The organism is Halochromatium sp. (assembly GCF_054919635.1).
In genome coordinates this window covers 1-23779 of the sequence record NZ_JBUDPI010000015.1, presented here as the reverse complement: position 1 = coordinate 23779, position 23779 = coordinate 1, and the positions used below count along the sequence as shown (strand labels likewise).

Below are 23779 nucleotides of genomic sequence, written 5' to 3'. Positions count from 1 at the left end.
AACTGCTCGGCGGCCCATAGACGGCACGAGCCCCCACCGCAGCCGAGCTCGAGCACCTCCATGCCGGGATCGACCCCGGCGCGGCGCGCGGTCTCGGCCAGCGACGTCTCTTCAGCCTGCTCGAGGCTGGTCACAGTCGCGGGCCACCAGCAGCAACTGTACTTGCGCCGCGGCCCGAGGACGGTTGCGAAGAACTCGGCCGGCACCTCGTAGTGCTGCTCATTGGCACGCTCCGGCACCGCCGCGACCGGTGAGTCATCCATCATCGCGATGAAGGCCTTCTTGTGCTCGGCGGCGCGCTCACAATCATTCACCGGCAATTCGGCCAAGGTCTTGCGCAGGCGTTGCCGGATGCCGGCGCGGATGATTGGATCGGGCACCAGGCCGCGCTCCACCAGCGAGATGATCATGGCCTCAGAGATCGGCATTCAGTGCTCCAGGATCGGCAATGTCACAATGGGTCGTCAGCTGTTCGTCCCAGCCCGTATCAATCCCGCCCCTATCAACCGCGCACACCGAGTCGATACGCGCATCACGCATGATCGAGGAGCGGGCACTGCCACCGCAGAGCGCGGTGAGCAGCAGATCTGTAGCTGCAGCGAGCCGGCACCGGCCCTCAAGCGCCGTTCGCGCTAGCGGCCGGGCGACGATCTTGGCGCCGGTCGAGACCAAGGCCCCACCGCCAGCCGCCGGCCAACCGGAGAGAGACCGATCGATCTCATGCCGGCTCGGGCGTTGGCTTGCTGCGGGCGCTCGCGGCACCGGCATCCGGACCCTCTGGGCCATCATCCTCGTCCGCAGGTCCCACATAGTCGCACTCCTTCTGCGGACAGACCTTCTGCGCGCCCTTGGTCTTGGTCACCTTCAGGGTCAGTACCGGCCAGCCACAGTTCGGGCAAGACTCAGCAAGCGGCTCATTCCAAACCGCGTAGTCGCATTTTGGATAGGTTGAGCATGAATAGAAGATCTTACCGCGCCGAGACTTCTTCTTCTGCAAGGTGCCAGCCTTGCATTTGGGGCATTCGACGCCGGTGTCCTCAGGCTTTTCGAGTGGCTCGATATAGCGGCACTTGGGATAGGCCGTGCAGCCGATGAACTTGCCATAACGCCCGCGCTTAACAGCCAGAGGCGAATCGCACTCTGGACAGGATTTGCCTTCGACGATCTCGGGCTCATCGCTCGCCCCCTTCTCGGCATTGAGATCCCGGGTATAGTCGCAGTCGGGATAGTTGGAGCAGCCGATGAAGAACCCATTGCGGCCAAGGCGCTTGGCCAGCTGCCCTCCACACTTGGGGCACTGCTCGTCGATGGCCTCTTGGGTGACATCGCTGCGTTGCACATGCTCCTGGGTGTAGTCGACGCGATCCTTGAACGGTTTCCAGAACTGCTCGAGCAGCGGTACCCAGTCCTCCTCGCCCCGCGAGACGGCGTCGAGCTCGTCCTCGAGCCGGGCGGTAAAGTCGTAATCGACGTAGGAGGTGAAATGCTCGGTCAGGAACTTATTGACGATCCGTCCGACATCGGTCGGTCTGAACCGCTTCTTGTCGAGCTCAACGTACTCACGCTCTTGCAGGGTCGAGATGATCGAGGCATAGGTCGAAGGCCGACCGATACCCAGCTCTTCCAATGACTTGACCAGCGAGGCCTCAGAATAGCGCGGCGGTGGCTCGGTGAAGTGCTGTTCCGGGCGAATGGCGAGCAGCTCAACCGTCTGGCCTTCCTTGAGCTCCGGCAACATCCGCTCCTCGTCATCGTCGGCGCTGCTTACATCGTCGCGACCCTCCAGATAGACGCGCATGAAGCCAGGCTCCGCAATGGTCGAGCCAGTTGCTCGGAAACGATTGCCCTCACCACAGCCCAGATCGATCGAGACTAGATTCAGCAGCGCATGGGCCATCTGGCAGGCCAGGGTGCGTTTCCAGATCAGCTCGTAGAGTCGCGCCTGGTCATTGGTCAGATGCGCCTTGATCTGCTCGGGCTGGTAGCCAATCGAGGTGGGCCGAATCGCCTCGTGAGCCTCTTGCGCGTTCTTTGACTTGGTCTTGAACAGCCGAGCCTGGGGCGGGAGATGATCGTCACCGTAGCGCTCGGCGATGAACTCACGCAGCTCGCCAAGCGCCTCTTGCGAGAGATTGACCGAATCGGTGCGCATGTAGGTGATCAGACCGACCGCACCACTGCCGATATCCACACCTTCGTAGAGCTGTTGTGCCGTGCGCATGGTGCGCTGCGCGGTGAAGCCGAGCTTACGCGCCGCTTCCTGCTGCAGGGTCGAGGTGATAAAGGGCGGCGCCGGATGCCGCTTGCGCTGTTTGCGCTCGACCTTGTCCACCGTCAGCTTGCCGTGGGCGGCCGCAATTAGGGCTTGCTCAACCTCGCGCGCGCGTCGCTCATCGGTGATGCTGAACTGCTCGACCTTCTCGCCTGCGTACTCGGCAAGCTTGGCGCTGAAGGTCTTGCCCTGATCGGCCGCATCGGCCTCGACGGACCAGTATTCGCGGCTCTGGAAGGCCTCGATCTCCTGCTCGCGCTCGACGATCAACCGCAGCGCTGGGCTCTGCACACGTCCAGCCGAGAGTCCACGGCGAACCTTCTTCCAGAGCAGCGGTGATAGATTGAAGCCGACGAGGTAATCCAGCGCGCGACGCGCTTGCTGCGCGTTAACCAGATGGTAGGAGAGCTCGCGCGGATGGGCGACCGCATCGTTAACAGCCCGCTTGGTGATCTCGTTGAACACGACCCGATAAACCGGCCGCTGTCCGATCTGCCGACGCTTGCGCAGAAGCTCGTACAAATGCCAGGAGATCGCCTCGCCCTCGCGATCGGGGTCAGTCGCGAGATAGAGCGCATCGGCCGTCTTCAGCTTCTTCGAGATCGCCTGCACATGCTTCTCGTTGCGCTCGATGATCTGATACTTCATCTCGAAGCCATGATCTGGGTCGACCGCCCCTTCTTTCGGCACGAGATCACGCACGTGGCCGTAGGAGGCCACGACCTCGAACTCCGGTCCCAGGTACTTCTTGATGGTCTTCGCCTTGGCTGGCGACTCGACGACGACGAGATTCATAGTCTTGCCAATGCGCGCAAATGGAGCGCTAGGAGATACGATCAACGCCCCATACGTCAAGGCCGGCGCCCGAGATCCTCGTTCCTGATCGAGTCAGGGCCGCCGCAACGCTGACCCGGCAGCGCGGCCCTAGGGCTTGCTCGCAGTGACGACGCTAGTGCAGGTAGGCTGGCTCCTCGCCGTAGATCAGCTCCTCCATCTGGGTGAAGGCATCCTCTTGGCCAGGTCGATTCATCAGCACCAACAGAACCACCCATTTGAGCTCGTCCGTCGAGACGAAGGCCTGCTCGATGGCTAGCGCGCGATCGATCACTAGCTCTCGACTGAGCGGATCGAGGATGCCATTCTGCTCCAGGAATAACAGCAGGCCGCGGGCCTCGAGATCGAGCTTGGTGGCCTCAGCGGTGGTATAGATGCGCATGGCACCCAGATCGCGGGGCCGGTAGTCACTGCGCTCCATCCCCCGCGCCAGGTCATCAAGCCAGGTTAGGGCCTGGGCGACCTCGGTACTGGTGAAACCGGCGCTGGTCAGCTCATCCTCGAGCTCGCCGTGATCCTCCGGCGGCATCGCTTCGCCGCTCATGTAATTCTCGAACAGGTAGATCAAGACGTCGACCATATTGTCGTACATTCAGAATCCTCGGATCTCATGACAGGCTTCGGTGTGCTCGACAGCGGCCACCGCTAAGCAGCGCTAGTCGTGATGACGGTCGTGATGACGGCAGTAGCGCCCACCTGCGAGGCATGATACATGGCCCTGGAGCTCGAGGAGTAACAACATCGAGGAGACCTCCTGCGCGGAAAGTGCTGTGCGGGCAACCAGCTCGTCGGTCGCGACCGGGTCCTGGCCCATGGCCTCAAGTAGTCGTTGATAGTCCCCGTCGAGTCCGCTTGCGGACATTGGCGCCGCTGCTGGCGACGGCAACGGACGCGAGCGCTCCTGTGCTGGGCGCTCCTTTGACAGGACCGCAGCAGGGCCCAGCGCTGGGGGTGATGCGGGCATCGACAGGTAGTCTCGTAGCTGCGGCGCCAGCTCTTCGAGCAGTTGATCGACGCTATCGATCAGTTTAGCGCCCTCGCGAATCAGCTGGTGACAACCTCGCGCGAGCGGGTTGTGGATCGAGCCTGGGATCGCGAACACCTCGCGTCCTTGCTCCGCGGCATAGCGGGCCGTGATCAGAGAGCCACTGCGCGGCGCCGCTTCGGTGACCAGGGTTCCCAGACTCAAGCCACTGATGGTGCGGTTTCGCCGCGGAAAATGGCCCGACTGGGGCCCGACGCCGGGAAAGAATTCGCTGACCAGCGCACCCTCAGCGCTTATCCGGCGCGCGAGCTCCCGATGGACAGCTGGGTAGACACGATCCGGCCCGGTCCCCAGCACGGCGATGGTGCGGCCGCTTTCAAGCGCGCCAATGTGCGCGGCGGCATCAATCCCCAGCGCCATGCCGCTGGTCACGACGAGGCCAAGGCCAGCGAGATGCGAGGCAAAGGCGCGCGTGGTCTGCACCCCACCCGGGGTTGGGTTACGACTGCCGACCATGGCCAGCTGCGGCTCCTGCAGCAGCGCCGGGTCCCCACGCACGAAGAGCACGGGCGGCGCTGAGGCGATCTCGCGCAGACGCGCCGGGTAGCGAGGATCGGTCAGGCTGAGAATACTGGCCTGCGGCTGCTCGGACCAGCGTAAGGCCGCAGCAATGGCGGTCTGATCCGGACTGCGAATCGCCTCGACCATCGGCGCGGACAGCCCCAGCGAGCGCAAGGCCGAGGCTGGGGCCGAACAGGCCGCAGCAGGGCTGCCGAAGGCGGCGAGCAGCTTGGCGATGCGCTGCGGCCCAAGCCCCGGTGCCTGCAGCAAGCTGAGCCAGCCGACCAGCTCTGCCTCGTCGACCTCGGGCATGTGCTCAGCCGCCATCTGGTGTCGCCACCGTCTCGCCCACGTGCATGGCTTGATTGGCCCGCATCACCAGGGCAAAGCTGACGCGCGGAAAGACCCGAAACACCATCAGGATGCCGGTGCGCGAATCCGGGACGATATAGCGATCTGACAAACGCTCGGCCCTGCGATGCAGCGGTAGCGGCGCATTTGGATCGGGTCGGTCACGCTCCCAGCCAGTGATCTCCCATTCACCGAGCCAAAACGAGCTATACAAAGGACTCTCATTGCGCCAATTCCAGGCCTTGCGATCGCTGATCACCTGATCCCGCACCTCGGTGCCACCTCGATAGGCTGCAAAGACCTGACCGACCTCGACGCCCTCGCGCGAGCCTCGATCGAGCACGACCACGTCGTACTGTCCGATCTGCGAGACGCCGTCGAGTACCGAGATGATATGGCCTTCCAAACCCGGTGGCGCCGGCCGTGGTAAGAAACTGCGAATCGCGGTCTCGTCGCGAGCTGGACGCACCCGATCCCCCATCTGCACCTGCATGGTCGAGCGCGTAACCCGCAGCGTTGCCGGATCGCCCGTGCGCTCCAATTCGGCCTGCGCGACATAGATCGCCTCATAGCCGAGCAGCCCGTGGGTTTTTGGGTCACGCAGCGCGGGTCCCGGGCGCAGCACCTCGAAGCCGGTATCGGTCGCCGTCATGATGCGACGGACAAAGATCCGATCACCGGTGCCGGCGAGGAGATGCTCGCGCGGAAAACCAACCACATAGGGCGCATCATCGAGCACACGGGAGTCGGTCACCCAAGGGCGCGACAAGAAGGGCGCAATCGCACCGATCGGAATCGTCGGAATCGCGGCGTCCAGCGCGGTGACCCGAACGCGCGGCGACAGCTTCACTACCCGCAGGCCATCCGAGGCGGCGCGGACGCGCGGCGCACCGGCGTCACTGATGTCGAGAACCAGCTGCTCCCCTGGATAGATCTGGCTCGGGTCGCCGATCTCCGGATTGCCCTCCCAGACCTCAGGCCAACGCCAAGGATCGCGCAGGAATCGACCGGCGATACCCCATAGCGTATCTCCGGGGCGAACGGTATAGACCTCGGGGGCGTCTGGCTGCAGCGCCACCTGTGCCACCAGCAGCTGGGGCCAGGCAAACAAGCTGAGCAGGCCGGTCAGCGCAACGTAACAGACTCGACCTCGGTGTGATCGCTGTCGGATTATCAAGCGCATCTGACCTCCCCGGGGCACAGCCAGTCGCCACCTCCTAACGGAGATCGCGCTCAGCGACCAGAAGCCCTTAAGCATCGATTGGCAAGCCGGATGAGCCTCTTGCACAATAGGGTATCATCGCAATGTTATCGGTATGTCTTTTCCTTGGCCAAGCCTAACCGATGGGCAGCCGAGATAACCAAGATTTAGCATGGCCTTACTTGATATTCTGACCTTCCCTGACGCCCGCCTGCGGCGCACCGCGGAGCCTGTTACAACGGTCGATGAGAGCATCCGTCAACTGGTCGACGACATGCTCGAGACCATGTACGCCGCTCCCGGAATCGGCCTGGCTGCGATCCAGGTCAACGTGCCCAAGCGCGTCATCGTCATCGACCTTTCTGAGGATCACTCGCAACCGCTGTGCCTGATCAATCCCGAGCTGCTCGAGCACGACGGACTCGAAGAGATGGACGAGGGCTGTCTCTCGGTGCCTGGCTTCTTCGAGACCGTCAAGCGGGCTGAGCGGGTTCGGGTGCGCGCGTTGAACCGCGATGGTGAGCCCTTCGAGCTCGAGACCGACGGTCTGCTGGCAGTCTGCATTCAACACGAGATCGACCATCTTGACGGCCGTTTGTTTGTCGATCATATCTCCTCGCTAAAGCGCCAACGTATCCGCAAGAAGCTCGAGAAGGAGCAGCGCGCCCCACAAACGAGCGCCGCCAGCCAACGAAAAGCCATCTAATGCTGACCGCCTGCCGACCAAACCTCGCGCCGGAGGTCGTGTCTCTCGCGCTGCGTCGGAACCCACGGCGGAGCCACTGATGGAACGGCCGCGCATCGTCTTTGCCGGCACACCGACCTTCGCTGTGCCAGCATTGAGCGCCCTGATCGCCGCCGACTGGCCGGTTGTCGGCGTCTATACCCAGCCGGATCGGCCATCGGGCCGCGGCCGCAAGACCCTGATCGGTCCGGTGAAGCAGACCGCGCTTGATGCTGGCATCCCGGTGTTTCAGCCGGCGACGCTGAAAGACCCAGAGGCCCTCGAGGAGCTGAAGGCATTATCGCCAGACCTGATGGTCGTCGCCGCCTACGGGCTCATTCTCCCGACCGCGGTGCTCAACCATCCAAGCCTTGGCTGTCTCAATATCCACGCATCGCTGCTGCCACGCTGGCGCGGCGCAGCGCCGATTCAACGCGCCATTGCCTCCGGTGACGAGCATACCGGCATCAGTCTCATGAAGATGGAGCAGGGACTGGACACCGGTCCGGTCTATGCGACACAACGGACCCGGATCGGACCGCGAGAGACCGGGGGCAGCCTCCATGATCGGCTCGCGGCGATCGGCGCCAAGCTCTTGCTCGATCAGCTGCCAGCGATCACTCAGGGCGCCTTGGCCCTGGTGCCGCAAGACCCGCAGCTGGCGACCTACGCCAACAAGCTCGAGAAGCGCGAATCCTGGATCGACTGGCAAGGCCCTGCCATCGAGATCGATCGCCAGGTACGCGCGTTCGACCCCTGGCCGGTAGCGCAGACCCGCTATGGTGAGGAGACCTTGCGTATCTGGGAGGCTCATCCGCTCGAGAGTGGTGCCGAGCCCGTGCCCAATACCGAGCCCAAGTCGACTGCCAACGGAGACAAAACCCCACCCGGCACCGTCCTGGGCAGTGGTCCTGAGGGCATTGACGTGGCATGCGGCGCTGGGACGCTGCGCATTCTCCGCTTGCAAGCCCCGGGTAAGCGCCCGATCAGTGCCGCCGACTTCGCGCGCGCACGGCCGGTCGATGGGACGCGCCTTGTCTAAGATCGGCGCGGCATCCGGGCCCAGCTGTGCAACTAGCAGTGCAACCAGCAGTGCAAGCGGTGCAGCAGTTCGCGCGCAGGCAGCCAAGGTGTTGCACGCAGTCCGCGCTGATGGACGCTCGCTGACCGACGCCCTCGCCCGCAGCAGCGCACCAAGCGATGCCAGAGACGGGGCCTTGCTCAGTGAGCTCAGCTTCGGCGCGGTGCGGCTGCTGCCACGCCTAGAAGCACTCACTGAGCGCCTGTTGCAACGACCGCTCAAGTCCAACGACCGTATCCTCGGCTCACTGCTGATGATTGGCCTCTATCAGCTGATCGCGTTGCGCATCCCCGATCATGCGGCGGTCTCGACAACGGTTGCGGCCACCCGGTTATTGCAGCGTCCGCGTGCGGTCGGGCTCATCAACGCGAGCCTGCGCCGCTTCCAGCGCGAGCGCGATGGACTGCTCGCCGAGGTCGAGCAGATTGAGGCCGCGCGCTGGCTCATGCCGCCCTGGCTACTGCACCGTTTACGCAGGGCCTGGCCCGAGCAGTGGCAGGCGGTGGTGACCGCCAGCAACGGTCGCGCGCCCATGTTCGTGCGCGTCAACCGCCAGCGCATCAGCACCGACGCCTATCTCGAGCGGCTTGCCGCGGCCGGCATCGAGGCCGAGGCGCTGCCCGATCAACCCCAAGCCTTACGACTCCTGCAGCCTGTGCCAACGGACGCCCTGCCTGGCTTTGGCGACGGCCTGGTCTCAGTCCAAGATGCCGGCGCTCAATGGGCCGCGCCCCTGCTGGCACCAAAGCCAGGAGAGCGCATCCTGGACGCCTGCGCGGCACCGGGCGGAAAGACCGCGCATCTGATCGAACAGGCCCAGGGGCCGATCGCGCTGACCGCAATGGATGTCAGCGCCGATCGACTGGAGACGGCGCAGGCCAGCCTTCGACGCTTAGGACTGCAGGCACGCGTGCTGGTCGGCGATGCAACCCAGCCCGAGCCGGTTTGGGCCGATGCGTGCTATCAGGCCATCCTGGTGGATGCACCCTGCTCAGCCACTGGGGTGATGCGCCGACATCCCGACATCAAGCGCCTGCGCTGCGACCACGACATTGCGGCCTTGACGCTGATCCAGGCCAAGATGCTGGACTCGCTCTGGAGCCTGCTTGAGCCGGGCGGGCGTCTGCTCTATCTGACCTGCTCCTTGCTACCGGATGAGAACGAGCTCCAGATCAGCCGGTTTCTCGCCCGCCAAGGCGATGCCCGCGAGCTATCATTACCAGACAGGCTGGGCATCGCCCGCACCCACGGCCGCCAATTACTCCCGACCGAGGCGGGTCCGGATGGCTTCTACTTCGCACTCTTGCAAAAGCAATGATGCTAGCTCGCGCGCGGTACAGACGGAAACCGACCCTCGCCCTATCGATGTTCAGGCTTGTGTTGGCGCTGGCAATCAGCCTCAGCCAGTCGGCGCAGGCGGCGGAAACATTCAGCGTTGTTGATGCCAAGACGCGTCGTGCTGAGGGTAGCATCCTGCTCTCAGCCGAGATCGACTACGGTTTTGGCGAGCGGGCCTTGGAGGCGCTCGAGAATGGTGTCCCGCTGACCATCCTGGTGCATATCCAGGTGCGAGAGCAGGGCGCCTGGATCTGGGACGAGAGCCTGGTCGACCAACGCCTGCGCTATCGCATTCGTTTCAAGCCACTCTCTGAGCGGTACCTGGTCTCGCGCTTACCGGGCGAGCAAGGTGCCCGTACCTTCGTCACTCGCCAGGCCGCCATTGCCGCCCTTGGTGAGCTCCATGATCTCTATCTCGTCAACGAGAAGCGACTCGACCCTAGTCAGGCTTACGAGGTGTACCTACGCGCCTCGCTCGACATCGAAGAGCTGCCGTTGCCGTTACGCCCAATGGCCTATCTGAGCACTGGCTGGAAGCAGAGCACCGGCTGGACGAATTGGCCGCTCACGCCTTGAGCATGTTGAAGCGACAGCTGCTCCAGCCAGGGGCCATCGCCGTTGGCCTGCTCCTGGTCATCCTGCTCGTGGCGCTGCACCTGATGACCAGCGCGGTGCAGAATTCCGAGGCCTTGAGCCGCATCTTTGTTCCCCTACTGGTTCTGGTGCTGCTCGGGTTGCTCGCCTTGGCGTTGCTGGTCGCCGCCAACTCGGTTCGGCTCGTGCGCGCCCTGCGCCGACAGGCGGCTGGCTCGCGGCTCGCGGCGCGGCTGCTCGCCATGTTCGCGCTGATCTCGCTCCTGCCCGTTGGGGTGGTCTATTACTATTCGCTCAGCTTCATGATGCGAGGCATCGATAGCTGGTTCGATGTCGAGATCGATACCGCCATGGAAGACGCACTGACCCTCAATCAGGCCTCACTCGACCTGAATCAGCGCGTGTTGATGAAGTACAGCGCACAGCTGCTCAACGGCATCCAAGACCGCTCCGCCACGGCGCTGACGCTGACCCTGGGCACCCTTCGGCGTCACTCTGGCGCACTCGAGCTGACCCTATTCGATCGTAGTGGGCAGGTGCTGGCAACCGCGAGCGATGACCCCGTACAGCTTGTCCCGGACCAGCCCGAGCGCGAGGTCATGCAGAGTGTGCGCCGAGGTATCGACTATGTTGGGCTTGAGCCAGGCCTGGGTGGCGAGCTCGTCGTGCGGGTGCTGGTGCGCGATCCGGGCGCAAGACCCTTGCTCCTGCAAGCGATCTTTCCCACCTCGGCCCGTATCACCGAGCTCGCTACCCGCCTTGAGAATGCCTATAACCGCTACACCGAGCTCTCGTATCTGCGCCAGTCGCTCAAGTTCAGCTTCTCGATCACCCTCTCCCTGGTGCTGGTATTTGGCTTCATGGCCGCACTGCTGATCGCGTTCCGCACCGCCAAGGCGCTGACCGACCCGATTGCTGATATCGCCCATGGCACCCGCGCCATCGCCGATGGCGACTATGAGCAACAATTGCCGCTGCCCCGCCATGACGACGAGCTCGCCTTCTTGGTGGCGTCTTTCAACGCGATGACCAGACGCATCGCTCAGGCGCGCGATGAGGCCGAGCAGAGCCAGCAGGCGGTGGAATCGCAGCGCGCTTACCTAGAGACCCTACTGAGTCGGCTCTCATCGGGCGTGATCGCCTTCGACGAGCACAATACACTGCGTACCAGTAACGCCGCTGCCCGCCAGATCCTGGCCATTGAGCTGGACGACAGGGCGCCCATGCCGTTGGCCACCCTAGCGGCGCAGTATCCCCGACTCGCGCACTGGTGCGAGGTGGTTGGGCGACGGATCGGCAGCGGACGCGATTGGCGCGAAGAGATCACCCTGTTCGGCGCCGATGGGCGCCAAGTGCTCATGTGTCGCGGCAGCCCACTTCCAGTCACCGTCTCCAGCGGGAGCGCCGAGGACGCCCAGCCAAACGCGGATCATGTGCTGGTCTTCGACGACATCACGACCCTGATTCGCGCCCAACGCGACGCTGCCTGGGGCGAGGTCGCGCGTCGGCTTGCGCATGAGATCAAGAACCCGCTCACCCCGATTCAGCTCTCGGCCGAGCGTCTCCGGCACAAGCTGTTGCGCAAACTGCCAGAGCCGGACGCAAAGGTCGTCGACCGCTCGACGCATACGATCGTGCAGCAGGTCGAGGCGATGAAGGCGATGGTCAACGACTTCGCCAGCTATGCCCGCACCCCCGAGATGCAACAGGAGCCGTTCTTGCTCGATGGGCTCGTGAACGAGGTCTTGGAGCTCTACCGCGCAGGGCCGGTCAAGATCAACAAGGCGCTTCACGCCGGTGAGGCGATGATCCGCGGCGATTCAAAAAGGCTGCGCCAGGTCATACACAATCTGGTCAAGAATGCTATCGAAGCACTTGAGGAGCACGATGATCCACGTATCCTGGTTGCCACACGTCTCGTCGAGGACGAGGACACGCCCTCGGTCGAACTCTTTGTTGAAGACAATGGTCATGGTATTAGCGCCGAGCTGATCGGGCGACTGTTCGACCCCTATGTCACCTCCAAGGCGAAAGGCACCGGACTTGGACTCTCCATCGTGAAGAAGATAATCGAGGAGCACGGCGGTATCATTCGGGCAGACAACGTCGAATCGGGCGCCCGGTTCACCGCGCGATTGCCTGTCAGCACCACTCCCGGAACGCCCAGCACGCAGCAAGCAGGAACATCATGAGTGCAACCCACATCCTGGTCGTCGACGACGAGCCGGACATCCGCGAGACCGTTCGGGATATCCTCGAGGACGAGGGCTACGAGGTCGCCGGCGCCGAGAATGGCGAAGCCGCACGACATGCGCTGCGCGATCGGCGACCTGACCTCATGCTGCTCGACATCTGGATGCCCGACCTCGATGGCATCACCTTATTGAAGGAATGGGCCGAAAACCAAGGCCTCCCCTGCCCGGTGATCATGATGTCGGGTCACGGCAACGTCGAGACCGCGGTCGAGGCGACCCGACTCGGGGCCTATGACTTCCTTGAAAAGCCGCTGTCGATGGCCAAGCTGCTGCTGACCGTCGAGCGTGCGCTCGAGGCCGACAAGCTGGTGCGCGAGAATGTCGGCCTGCGTCGACGCCCGGCGTTGGTGCTCGAGCCTGCGGGCCGATCGGCTGCGATGCAGCGGCTGCGCGAGCAGGTTAAGCGCATCGCACAGCACGACACCTGGGTGCTGATCACCGGCGAGGCCGGCACCGGCCGTGAGACCTTTGCGCACTATCTCCATACCCAGAGCGCGCGCAAGGAGCGCCCCTTCATCGACCTCGGCGTCTCCGCGATCGCGCGCGGCAATGCCGCCCGCGAGCTGTTTGGCAGCGAGGAGAATAATCAGGTCCATTATGGCAGCCTGGAGCAGGCCGCTGGCGGAACCCTGCTGCTGGACGAGGTCGCCGATATGGACCTCGAGGCGCAAGGCCAGCTGCTCGGTGCACTGGACACCGGCTCGTTCCTGCGGGTTGGCGGTAGCGAGCCGGTCTCAATCGACGTCCGCATCGTCGCAGCAACCCAGCGCGACCTGAAAGAAGAGGTGCGCGCCGGCAACTTCCGTGAGGACCTGTTCTATCACCTGAACGTGGTGCCACTGCACGTCCCACCGCTGCGCGAGCATGCCGAGGACATCCCGGACCTGCTCAATTACTACGTCGACTACTTCGCGACCCACGAGAAGCTGCCCTACCGACGCTTCAGCGTTGGCGCGCAGAACTTCCTGCGCAACTATGGCTGGCCGGGCAATGTGCGCGAGCTGAAGAATCTGGTGCAGCGGGTACTCATCCTCGGCGCCGGCGACGAGATCACCCAAAACGAGGTCGAGACCGCGCTCGGCTCGAGTCCACCGGTACCCAGTCAACCCCTTGAGGGATTGGTCTCGTTCGATCAGCCGTTGCGCCAGGCCCGTGAGCAGTTCGAGAAGGCCTATCTCGAGTATCAGCTCGGCAAGCATGCCGGCAACGTCAGCAAGATGGCCAAAGAGGCCGGGATGGAGCGCACCCATCTCTATCGCAAGCTGCGCTCGCTCGGCATCGAGATCAAGGAGCGACGGTGACCCAGGTCGAATCTAAGGGCACGGGCAGTCGAGGTCTAGCAGGGCTCGCCCATCGGGTTCCGCCAGCCCGGGCGCGACGGCCACTGTTCGATCGGGTCACCGCGGAATGAAGATCATCATCCTGGGCGCGGGCCAGGTCGGCACCTCGGTAGCCGCCAACCTGGTCAACGAGGCCAACGACATCACTGTCGTCGACACCAGCGCACAGCGTCTGCGCGAGCTCGCCGACCGCTTCGATCTGCGCACCCTGCAGGGCCATGGCGCCCAGCCCGACGTTCTTCAACGGGCGGGTGGCGAGGATGCCGAGATGATCATCGCGGTGACCAACAGCGACGAGACCAACATGGTTGCCTGCCAGGTCGCCTACACGCTGTTCCACACGCCCACCAAGATCGCCAGGGTCCGCGCGCAGGGCTTCCTCGATCATCATCAGGCATTGTTCGGTGGCAGTGCGTTCAAGATCGACGTCACCATCAGCCCGGAGCAGTTGGTCACCGACTACCTCCTGCGGCTGATCCAGAATCCCGGAGCCCTTCAGGTGACGGACTTCGCCAACGGCCGAGTGCGGCTGGTCGCGGTGCGCGCCTACTACGGTGGTCCCTTGGTCGGCCATGAGCTGCGCGCGCTCTACGATCACATGCCGCATATCGATGCGCGGGTCGCGGCAATCTATCGGCAAGATCGGGCCATACAGCCCGAGGGCGACACGGTGATCGAAGCCGACGACGAGGTCTTCTTCGTCGCCGCTCCCAAGCACATCCGTTCGGTGATGGGTGAGCTACGGCGCCTGGATAAGCCTTATAAACGCCTGATCTTTGCCGGCGGAGGCAACATCGGTACGCGCCTTGCGCGGGTAACCGAGCGCAATTACCGCGTGAAGGTGATCGAGAGCAGCCTGGAGCGCTGCAAGCAGATTGCCGAGACGCTCGAGCGCACCATCGTGCTGCATGGCGATGCGGCTGATGAGGAGCTCCTGCTCGAGGAGAACATCGAGGATACCGATGTCTTCTGCGCCGTGACCAATGACGACGAGGCCAATATCCTCTCGGCGATGCTCGCGAAACGCCTTGGCGCGCGCAAGGCGATGGCACTGATCAATCGCACTGCTTACGTCGACCTGGTCCAGAGCGGACCGATCGACGTCGCGATCTCACCGCAACAGGCGACCATCGGCAGCCTGCTGAAGCACGTACGTCGAGGCGATGTGGTCATGGTACATTCGCTGCGCCGGGGTGCCGCGGAGGCCATCGAGGCCGTCGCCCATGGCGATCCTAGCTCGTCCAAGGTGGTCGGGCGGCCAATCGAGGCCATCAACCTGCCAAAGGGCGCCAGCATTGGCGCCATCGTCCGCGGCGACGAGGTTCTGATCGCTCACCACGACACCCTGATCCAGTCCGACGACCACGTGATCCTGTTCCTGCAAGACCGGCTCCGTGTGCCGGAGGTCGAAAAGCTGTTCCAGGTCGGCGTGACCTTTTTCTAGCGACGCACGCTGCAAGCAGGTAGCGCGTTTTGCCAAAGACGTCGCCGAGACCCGATCGCTTATGCTGAAACGTTTACTGACGGTGCAGAAGGTCTTGGGCCTGCTGCTGGTCCTGTTCAGCGCGTCCATGCTACCGCCAGCTGCAGTTGCGCTGATCTATGGTGATGGCGCCCTGCTGCCTTTCCTCTATGCCTTCGCGCTAATCCTTGGCATCGGCGTGCTGAATTGGGTGGTCGCGATCCGTGCCAGCCACGAGCTTCGCGTCCGCGATGGGTTCTTGGTGGTGGTGCTGTTCTGGGTGGTGCTCAGCCTCTCGGGCGCGATCCCGTTCTGGCTCTCGCCCGAGCCCGAGCTGTCGCTCACGGATTCGGTGTTCGAGTCGATCTCGGGACTGACGACGACCGGGGCAACGGTGATCCTCGGGATCGATGAGCTGCCGCATTCGATGCTCTGGTATCGACAACAGCTTCAATGGCTGGGGGGCATGGGCATCATCGTGCTCGCCGTCGCGGTGCTGCCGATGCTGGGAATTGGCGGCATGCAGCTCTATCGCGCCGAGATGCCAGGCCCGATGAAGGAGACCAAGCTCACGCCGCGTATCACCGAAACCGCGAAAGCCCTCTGGTACATCTATCTCGGACTGACCATCAGCTGCGCGCTCGCCTATTGGCTAGCCGGCATGGACGGCTTCGATGCCATCGGCCACGCCTTTTCAACGGTTGCGATCGGTGGCTTCTCGACCCACGACGACAGCATCGGCTACTTCAACAGCACCCTGATCGAGATGATCGCGGTGGTCTTTATGCTCCTAGCCGGCATGAATTTCGCCTTGCATTTCGTTGCTTTCCGACGCCGCTCGATCACCGCCTACAGCCGCGATAGCGAGCTGCAGTTCTATCTGTTCTTGATGATCGCGGTGACCATCATCGTCACGGTCGCTCTGTTCTATACCGATACCTACATCGACTGGGAAGACTCCTTCACCCAGGCCCTGTTCCAGACCGTCTCGATCGGTACCACCACCGGCTTCACGACGGACGCCTTCTATTACTGGCCGCCATTCATCGAGATCCTGCTGATCTTCTTAGCCTTTGTCGGTGGCTGCGCGGGCTCGACCGGTGGCGGCATCAAGGTGATCCGGTTCCTGCTGCTGATCAAGCAGGGCCTGCGCGAGATCGGCCGCCTGATCCATCCCAATGCGCAGCTGCCGGTGCGCATCGGCGGCAAGGTCGTCAATCACCGCGTGGTGGATGCCGTCTGGGGCTTCTTCTCACTCTATGTCGCAACCTTCACAATCATGTATCTCGCGCTGGCCGCGACCGGGCTCGATCTGCTGACTGCCTTCTCTGCGGTGGCCGCTTGTATGAACAATCTTGGGCCCGGACTTGGTATGGTCGGCGCCCATTACTACGACATGCACGACGCCGGCATCTGGATCCTTTGTGTCGCGATGCTGCTTGGTCGGTTGGAGATCTTCACCTTGCTCGTCCTCTTCTCGCCGGCATTCTGGCGTCGCTGAGACTGACAACACAAGAAGCAGCCACACGTGCCGAGGACACTCCTCAGCGCACAACCCTCGAGCGGCATTCCCAGGTGCGATCAGCGCTGATGCCTGGACGATCGATGACCGTTCGATTGACAACCAGGCGCCCGTGGCCATCTCCGACTCAAGGTCGTCGTCTTGTGGAAACATCGACTCACGATGCTCGCGTCGGCGACCGACGCCCACATCCCAAACAACGGATCAACCCATGAGCATTATCGATAATCTTGAGGCCATGCGAGCGCGGGGGCAGGATTCGGCCCTGCTGCGCTATAGCCTCGGCAACGAGTATCTGAAGCAGGGACAGACCGATCAGGCGATCGACCATCTCGCCGACGCCGTCCGCCAGGACCCTGGCTATTCGGCGGCCTGGAAGCTCTACGGCAAGGCGCTGACACAGGCTGGCCGTTCTGTGGAGGCGGTTGAGGCATTGAGTCGCGGCATTGAGGTCGCTGAGGGCAAAGGCGACGCCCAGGCGGCAAAGGAGATGCGCGTGTTCCTCAAGCGCGCTGAAGCTGCCCTGGATTCGCAAGACTGACGGCCGAGGAGCCCGGGCCAGATCGCCAGTAATCAGGTAAACGCCCCGAGCTTCGTCAGGCGAGCCACGGCACGAGCCTCCTCATCCGCGTTGTGAGACGAACTGGACCGCGGTTGCGCTAGTCATTGACGTCGGCGCCCTCCGCATCGCCATCATCGGCTGGAGCGCGAACAGAGGTAGAAGCCGGGCCAATGACCCTAGCGAGGAAACTGCCCTGTGCGACGCGAACCTGGACTTGGGTGCCCGGCGGCACCTGTTGCGGTCGATAGACCAGCTGACCTGCCGCATCAGTCACGATCGCATAGCCGCGCGCCAAGGTGGCAAGCGGGCTGCGCGCCTGAAGCCCGACGACCAGACCGGCCAAGGCCTCTCGACGCCGCTCAAGCAGGCTCAGGCCAGCGCGCGCGAGCCGATCGCGGGTGCGGAGGACGCGGTCGCGATCAAGGCACAGCCGCTGCTGCGGAGAACATCGCTGCAAACGCCGCTGGGCATCGCCTAGCCGAGCCCGCGTATCCGCCAGACGTCGCTCGAGAGAACGCTCAAGATTGCGCTGAAGCTCATCACAGCGCTGGAGCTGCTGTTCGAGTCGGGCACGCGGATGGAGCAGCTGCAGCTGCCGCCCGAGCGCTGTCAGGCGCTGCGTTGCCGTGACCAGCAGACGCCGCTGCGCAGTCTCAAGCCGCGTCGTCAGCGTTTGCAGATGCCGTTGCACCTGAGCGATGTCGGGCGCCACAAGCTCGGCCGCTGCTGAAGGCGTTGCACCGCGGCGATCGGCCGCGAGATCGGCGATGCTGAGGTCGACCTCATGGCCGATTCCGGTGACGATGGGTAGCTCCGAGGCACGGATCACTCGCGCCAGGGCCTCATCGTTGAAGGCCATCAAGTCCTCGAGCGAGCCACCACCGCGTGCCAAGATCAACAGATCGCAATCACGGCGCCGGTTGGCCAGCTCGATCGCGGCAATGAGGTTCTCGGCCGCCGCTGTACCCTGAACCGCACTGGGATAGATCAGGACCGGCAGCAGTGGGAAGCGCCGCCCAAGCACGGTGAGCACATCATGGACTGCGGCACCGCTCGCCGAGGTGATCAAGCCCAGTTGACGCGGATAGTCCGGCAGCGGCCGCTTGCGCTCATCGGCGAACAGCCCCTCGGCCGCAAGACGCCGTTTGAGCTGCTCCAGCGCCAACCGCAGCGCGCCGTCGCCGGCGGGCTCCATCTGCTCGACGATCAGCTGATAGTCACCTCGCGGCTCGTAGAGCCCAATGCGTGCACGAATCAAGACTTGCTGGCCATTGACCGGCTGAAAACTCAGCAACCGGCGCTTGCTGCGAAACATCGCACAGCGCACCTGCGAGGCCGCGTCGCGAAGGCTGAAGTAGAGATGGCCAGATGCAGGCTGCGAGCAATTGGACAGCTCGCCCTGGACCCAAAGCAGCGGAAAGCTGCCGTCGAGCACCGCACGCACCTCGGCATTAAGACGCGAAACCGTATAGATGTCGCGGGAGAAGTCGATGATCGAATCGGGCTGAGAGGTCGGCATTTCGGAAGATGGCCGTATCGGGAGCTGCCGGGAGCTGCGTTGCTTGCAGGATGTCGTTGCCGATACTTGGTTGAATTCCTATGATAGGAGGTTAACTTTTCGGAATGCGCCGCCCCAGGCGGTATCCGCTCCAGCCCCAGTACGAGGTTCCGCCATGCGCCTGATCGAGGAAGCCCTGACGTTCGACGACGTGCTGCTCGTCCCAGCGCATTCGACTGTGACCCCAAATGCAGTCGATCTCAGCACCAAGCTCACTCGCGAGATCGAGCTCAAGATCCCCTTGGTCTCGGCGGCGATGGACACGGTCACCGAGTCACGCTTAGCGATCGCGATGGCGCTCGAGGGTGGCATTGGCATCGTGCACAAGAACATGTCTGCCGAGCGTCAGGCCCGCGAGGTGTTGGCGGTGAAGAAGTATGAGAGCGGCATCATACGCGACCCGATCACGGTCTCGCCCGATATCAGCATCGGCGAGGTGCTCGCTTTGACCCGCGCGCACAACATCTCCGGTGTGCCCGTCACCCAGGGTGGGCAGCTCGCCGGGATCGTCACCGGACGCGATCTGCGCTTCGAGCGTCGCATGGATGCCCCCGTCTCCGCCATCATGACACCGCGCGAGCGCCTGGTCACCGTGAAAGAGGGGGCGAGCCGCGATGAGGTCGTCGCGCTGCTCCATCAGCACCGAATCGAGAAGCTGTTGGTGGTCAATGATGCCTTCGAGCTGCGCGGACTGATCACTGTGAAAGACATCCAGAAGGCGACCGACTTTCCGAAGGCCTCGCGCGATTCGCACGAGCGCCTGCGCGTTGGCGCTGCCGTGGCGGTTGGACAAGGCACCGATGAACGGGTCACAGCCCTGGTCGAGGCTGGCGTCGATGTGCTCGTCGTGGACACCGCCCACGGCCACTCGCAGGGCGTGCTGGATCGGGTGAGCTGGATCAAGCATCACTTCCCCGAGGTGCAGGTGATTGGCGGCAACATCGCCACGGCCGAAGCCGCGACCGCGCTGATCGAGGCTGGCGCCGATGCGGTCAAGGTCGGCATCGGCCCCGGCTCGATCTGCACTACGCGCATCGTGGCCGGTGTCGGCGTGCCACAGATCACGGCGGTGAGCAACGTGACGCGCGCGCTCGAGGGCACTGGTGTGCCATTGATCGCCGATGGCGGGCTGCGTTTCTCGGGCGATGTCGCCAAGGTGATCGCCGCAGGCGCACATAGCGTGATGGTGGGTGGTCTGTTCGCCGGCACCGATGAGGCGCCCGGCGAGGTCGAGATCTATCAGGGCCGCTCCTACAAGTCTTACCGCGGCATGGGCTCGCTCGGCGCCATGGGCCAGAAAGACGGCTCCAGCGACCGTTATTTTCAGGAGCAGACCGACAAGGAGAAGCTGGTCCCAGAGGGAATCGAGGGGCGCGTGCCCTATAAGGGCAGCGTGCTCAACGTCACCACTCAACTGGTCGGTGGCCTGGCCTCGAGCATGGGCTATACCGGCTGCCGGACCATTGAGGAGATGCGCACCAAGCCGATGTTCGTGCGCGTCAGCGCGGCCGGCATGCGTGAGTCGCATGTCCACGATGTGCAGATCACCAAGGAAGCGCCGAACTACCGCATTGACAACTGAAGACTGCCGCAGATGGCTGGCGCTTCAACGGGAGGCCTCCCGGTTTGCGAGCCCCAATCATCCGGTGAGCCCCGATCATCGGAAATGCCTTTAACGCGTATTCGGCCGCCCGCTTCGGCGAGCCACTCGAGACCCTCATGTCTAACATCCACGCCGACCGTCTTCTGATCCTCGATTTCGGCTCCCAGTACACGCAGCTCATCGCGCGTCGGGTGCGCGAGGCCGGTGTCTACTGCGAGCTGCACCCCTGGGATATGCCGCCGGAAGAGATTGGCGCCTACGCGCCTGCTGGGATCATCCTCTCCGGTGGCCCCCAATCCGCGCATGCGCAGGAGACCCCGCGGGCGGCGCCTATGATCTTCGAGCTTGGCGTCCCCGTGCTTGGCATCTGTTACGGCATGCAGACCATGGCCGCCCAGCTTGGGGGCGAGGTCGCCCAGGCGCAGCAGCGCGAGTATGGCTATGCCCAGGTGCGTGCGCGTGGCCATTCGCAGCTGTTGCGAGACATCGAGGACCACACCAGCCCGGAAGGCTATGGTCTACTCGATGTCTGGATGAGCCACGGCGATCGTGTCGAGCGCCTGCCAGAGGGCTTCTCGGTGATCGCCGAGACCGCCAATGCGCCACTGGCCGGGATTGCTGATGAAGCGCGCGGTTTCTATGGCGTTCAATTCCATCCTGAGGTCACCCATACCCGCCAAGGACAGCGCATCCTGGAGCGGTTCTGCCACGACATCTGCGGCTGTGGCCGGCTGTGGACGCCCTCCAACATCATCGAGGACGCGATCAGCGCAGTGCAAGCCCAGACCGGGGACGACGAGGTCCTGCTCGGGCTCTCTGGCGGTGTCGACTCTTCGGTCGTCGCGGCCCTCCTGCATCGCGCGATCGGCGATCGACTGACCTGCGTCTTCGTCGACAATGGGCTATTGCGCCATGGCGAGGGGGATCAGGTGATGGCGACCTTTGCCCGCCATATGGGCGTGCGCGTGCTGCGGGTTGATGCCGAGGCGCAGTTCTTCGACCGCCTGAGCGGCATCAGCGATCCCGAAGAGAAACGCAAGCGCATCGGCAACACCTTTATCGATGTCTTCGAGACTGAGGCCGCCAAGCTTCCGGGCGTCAACTGGCTGGCGCAGGGGACCATCTATCCAGACGTGATCGAATCGGCCGGCGCCAAGACCGGCAAGGCCAAGATCATCAAGTCACATCACAATGTCGGCGGGCTACCGGAGCGGATGCGCCTCGGGCTGGTCGAGCCGCTGCGTGAGCTGTTCAAGGATGAGGTGCGCCGCATTGGCATCGAGCTCGGACTGCCCGCGGAGATGGTCTATCGCCATCCCTTCCCCGGCCCCGGACTCGGCGTCCGCATTCTCGGCGAGGTGAAGAAGGAATACGCGGACAGGCTCCGGCTAGCGGACCACATCTTTATCGAGGAGCTTCGCAGCGCCGAGCTCTACGATCAGGTCTCACAGGCCTTTGCGGTGTTCCTGCCCGTGCGCTCGGTCGGTGTCGTTGGTGACAACCGCTGCTATGAGCATGTGATTGCGCTGCGGGCGGTCGAGACGCTGGACTTCATGACCGCGCGCTGGGCGCATCTACCCTATGGCTTCTTGGACCGGGTCAGCACCCGGATCGTGAACGAGGTGCCAGGGATATCCCGCGTCGTCTATGACATCACCGGCAAGCCACCGGGCACCATCGAGTGGGAGTGAGCGCGGTCAACTGCTCATTGGCCACGATGAGGAGCTGCGTTGTTCCATGGCAGCCTCTGCGTACTAGTCTGCGATGAGCCTCTGCGCTGCAACCTCATTGCTCGATCCTGTTGAGCCACTGGATCATCACCGCTGGATGCAGCGCGCGCTCGCACTTGCCGAACGCGCCGCTAACGAGGGGGAAGTGCCCGTCGGTGCGCTGGTGGTGCGCGACGGCGAGATCCTTGGTGAAGGCTGGAATCAACCGATCGCGAGCCACGACCCCACGGCCCATGCCGAGATTCAGGCCCTGCGCGCGGCGGCCCAGCGGGTCGAAAACTATCGGCTGCCGGGTGCCGACCTCTATGTCACCCTGGAGCCCTGCCCGATGTGCGCTGCAGCGATCGTCCACGCCCGCGTCCGGCACCTGGTCTATGGCGCCAGCGATCCCAAGGGGGGCGCCTGTGGGTCGGTGTTCGATCTACTGCCGTCTGACACCAGGTTCAATCATCGCACCCTGTGCTCAGGCGGCGTCCTCGCCGATGACTGCGGCGAGCTGCTGCGCGCATTCTTCCGCAGCCGACGCTAGCGATTCGGCGCATCCGAGTGCGGATGGCATCGACCCGAATGATGTCGACCCGACTGCGAGACTGATGGCTGAACGGTAGATCCGTTGCAGAATCCAGATCGGGTATTTGGTGGAAGCCGGGCCGAGTCTCTGGCGAGCAGCAGCGAATACCAACGGCGACGACTATCTGACGATGCTAGAATTGCGGGATGTTACGCGCGATCAAGAACGCAATAGCCCAGACCAACCCCCGCAGATGATCGCAGCAACGGCGAATCCAGTTGCTCGCAACGACTTCCAACCGATCTTAATCGCCGTCAATAGGCAGGTTGCGCAGATAGAGGTATCGCTGATAGAGGGATCATTGGGCGATGCCAATCAGCGCGATCAGCTTCGTCTCCAGATCCCATTGCTGCGGAATCAGCTGGAACAACTCACCCAATCGTCGGAAGGGACCGAATGATCAAGCTTCGCACCTATATCTATATCGACTCCCTTCAACCGCAGCTGGCCGAATATCTCGGCACCGTCTCCCAGGGCTTCTTGCCGGTACCGGGTGACGCCTGTATGTGGATCGAGGTCTCGCCGGGAATGGCCGTGCATCGACTGACCGATGTGGCGCTCAAGGCGACCCGCGTACACCTGGGCCAGCAGGTCGTGGAGCGGGCATTCGGCTCGATGGTTATCCACCAGCGCGATCAAAGCGATGTGCTTGAGGCTGGCCATGCCGTACTGCGGACGCTTCGCGCGCGCGAGGACGACCGGCAGAAGTGCCGAATCGCCTGGAATGAGGTGATCCGAGCGATGACGCCAGATCACACGGTCTTGATCAATCGCCAGAATCGGCGCGGCTCGATGATCCTGCCCGGGCAAAGCATGTTCATCCTGGAGACAGAGCCCGCCGGCTACATCGTCTATGCTGCCAATGAAGCCGAGAAGGCAGCCAATATTACCCTGATCGACGTGCGCGCCGTTGGCGCCTTCGGTCGACTCACCTTATCCGGGCGCGAGGCCGACATCGACACCGCCGGCCATGCCGCGGTCAATGCGGTGAAGGCGCTGTCTGGCTCTGAACGAGCCAACCCGACTCAACATTGAAGCGCATGAATGGCGCGAGCAGCACAACATCGTCAATGGCTATCTCACCTTGGTGATGCTGGTGTGCTGATCGGCTTGGTGCACACCTCTAGCGGCGAAATACCATAAAGTAGTTGCCCTGGAGCTGCAGAGGCTCATCAACAAGGGCAACGGTGTCCGGCTCCACATCACAGGTAGGCCATCAATAATGGCCGCAGCTG

At 63.4% G+C, this 23779-nt stretch carries 21 protein-coding genes; 14 read left to right on the top strand and 7 right to left on the bottom strand.

Annotated features, from left to right (window positions below):
• From ACY693_RS02090 to ACY693_RS02065, 6 genes are all read right to left on the bottom strand, one after another.
• Positions 1-428, bottom strand: a 428-nt coding sequence (locus tag ACY693_RS02090) for an SAM-dependent methyltransferase (protein WP_462320175.1), incomplete at its 3' end; no start/stop codon positions are given.
• Positions 415-768 (bottom strand): hypothetical protein, encoded by a 354-nt coding sequence (locus tag ACY693_RS02085; protein ID WP_462320174.1) that lies wholly within the window; start codon positions 766-768, stop codon positions 415-417. The genes ACY693_RS02090 and ACY693_RS02085, both read right to left, overlap by 14 nt.
• The gene (gene topA / locus ACY693_RS02080; RefSeq protein ID WP_462320173.1) at positions 719-3067 is read right to left on the bottom strand and encodes a type I DNA topoisomerase; all 2349 of its coding nucleotides are present in this window, start codon (positions 3065-3067) and stop codon (positions 719-721) included. Before topA ends, ACY693_RS02085 begins: the two co-directional genes overlap by 50 nt.
• Before the next feature lie 154 nt (positions 3068-3221).
• Complete coding sequence (locus tag ACY693_RS02075) at positions 3222-3698, bottom strand: Smg family protein (RefSeq protein ID WP_462320172.1); 477 nt, start codon at positions 3696-3698, stop codon at positions 3222-3224.
• A gap of 63 nt (positions 3699-3761) precedes the next feature.
• Complete coding sequence (dprA, locus tag ACY693_RS02070; protein WP_462320171.1) at positions 3762-4979, bottom strand: DNA-processing protein DprA; 1218 nt, start codon at positions 4977-4979, stop codon at positions 3762-3764.
• Complete coding sequence (locus ACY693_RS02065; protein ID WP_462320170.1) at positions 4969-6186, bottom strand: LysM peptidoglycan-binding domain-containing protein; 1218 nt, start codon at positions 6184-6186, stop codon at positions 4969-4971. The genes dprA and ACY693_RS02065 overlap by 11 nt, the downstream gene beginning before the upstream one ends.
• A 190-nt stretch (positions 6187-6376) precedes the next feature.
• Between ACY693_RS02065 and def the strand changes: the two genes are divergently transcribed.
• From def to ACY693_RS02020, 9 genes are all read left to right on the top strand, one after another.
• Positions 6377-6910 (top strand): peptide deformylase, encoded by a 534-nt coding sequence (gene def, locus ACY693_RS02060; protein WP_462320169.1) that lies wholly within the window; start codon positions 6377-6379, stop codon positions 6908-6910.
• A gap of 79 nt (positions 6911-6989) precedes the next feature.
• A complete protein-coding gene (fmt, locus tag ACY693_RS02055) occupies positions 6990-7970 on the top strand; it encodes a methionyl-tRNA formyltransferase (protein WP_462320168.1) in 981 nt (326 codons plus the stop codon).
• Positions 7951-9327, top strand: coding sequence for a 16S rRNA (cytosine(967)-C(5))-methyltransferase RsmB (gene rsmB, locus ACY693_RS02050; protein ID WP_462320167.1), 1377 nt, complete (start codon positions 7951-7953; stop codon positions 9325-9327). Before fmt ends, rsmB begins: the two co-directional genes overlap by 20 nt.
• A 47-nt stretch (positions 9328-9374) precedes the next feature.
• Positions 9375-9923, top strand: coding sequence for a DUF4390 domain-containing protein (locus ACY693_RS02045; protein ID WP_462320166.1), 549 nt, complete (start codon positions 9375-9377; stop codon positions 9921-9923).
• Positions 9924-9925: 2 nt separating this feature from the next.
• A complete protein-coding gene (locus tag ACY693_RS02040) occupies positions 9926-12133 on the top strand; it encodes a sensor histidine kinase (protein WP_462320165.1) in 2208 nt (735 codons plus the stop codon).
• The gene (locus ACY693_RS02035; protein ID WP_462320164.1) at positions 12130-13497 is read left to right on the top strand and encodes a sigma-54-dependent transcriptional regulator; all 1368 of its coding nucleotides are present in this window, start codon (positions 12130-12132) and stop codon (positions 13495-13497) included. The genes ACY693_RS02040 and ACY693_RS02035 overlap by 4 nt, the downstream gene beginning before the upstream one ends.
• Positions 13498-13603: 106 nt before the next feature.
• On the top strand, positions 13604-14980 hold the full coding sequence (gene trkA / locus ACY693_RS02030) for a Trk system potassium transporter TrkA (protein WP_462320163.1): 1377 nt from the start codon (positions 13604-13606) through the stop codon (positions 14978-14980).
• Positions 14981-15041: 61 nt separating this feature from the next.
• On the top strand, positions 15042-16499 hold the full coding sequence (locus ACY693_RS02025) for a TrkH family potassium uptake protein (protein ID WP_462320162.1): 1458 nt from the start codon (positions 15042-15044) through the stop codon (positions 16497-16499).
• 232 nt (positions 16500-16731) lie between these two features.
• Complete coding sequence (locus ACY693_RS02020) at positions 16732-17061, top strand: tetratricopeptide repeat protein (protein WP_462320161.1); 330 nt, start codon at positions 16732-16734, stop codon at positions 17059-17061.
• Between the two features lie 118 nt (positions 17062-17179).
• Here the strand turns inward: ACY693_RS02020 and xseA are convergent, their stop codons facing one another.
• Entirely contained in the window at positions 17180-18601 is a 1422-nt protein-coding gene (xseA, locus tag ACY693_RS02015) for an exodeoxyribonuclease VII large subunit (RefSeq protein WP_462320160.1), read from the bottom strand.
• 154 nt (positions 18602-18755) lie between these two features.
• On the opposite strand from xseA, the gene guaB reads away from it, so the two are divergent.
• From guaB to ACY693_RS01990, 5 genes are all read left to right on the top strand, one after another.
• The gene (gene guaB / locus ACY693_RS02010) at positions 18756-20222 is read left to right on the top strand and encodes an IMP dehydrogenase (protein WP_462320159.1); all 1467 of its coding nucleotides are present in this window, start codon (positions 18756-18758) and stop codon (positions 20220-20222) included.
• A gap of 137 nt (positions 20223-20359) precedes the next feature.
• Positions 20360-21934, top strand: a complete 1575-nt coding sequence (gene guaA, locus ACY693_RS02005) for a glutamine-hydrolyzing GMP synthase (RefSeq protein WP_462320158.1) — start codon at positions 20360-20362, stop codon at positions 21932-21934.
• Positions 21935-22007: 73 nt separating this feature from the next.
• A complete protein-coding gene (gene tadA, locus ACY693_RS02000) occupies positions 22008-22502 on the top strand; it encodes a tRNA adenosine(34) deaminase TadA (protein ID WP_462320157.1) in 495 nt (164 codons plus the stop codon).
• A gap of 172 nt (positions 22503-22674) precedes the next feature.
• Positions 22675-22944 (top strand): hypothetical protein, encoded by a 270-nt coding sequence (locus ACY693_RS01995; RefSeq protein WP_462320156.1) that lies wholly within the window; start codon positions 22675-22677, stop codon positions 22942-22944.
• Positions 22941-23579, top strand: coding sequence for a BMC domain-containing protein (locus tag ACY693_RS01990; RefSeq protein WP_462320155.1), 639 nt, complete (start codon positions 22941-22943; stop codon positions 23577-23579). The genes ACY693_RS01995 and ACY693_RS01990 overlap by 4 nt, the downstream gene beginning before the upstream one ends.
• The last annotated feature ends 200 nt before the right edge of the window (positions 23580-23779 follow it).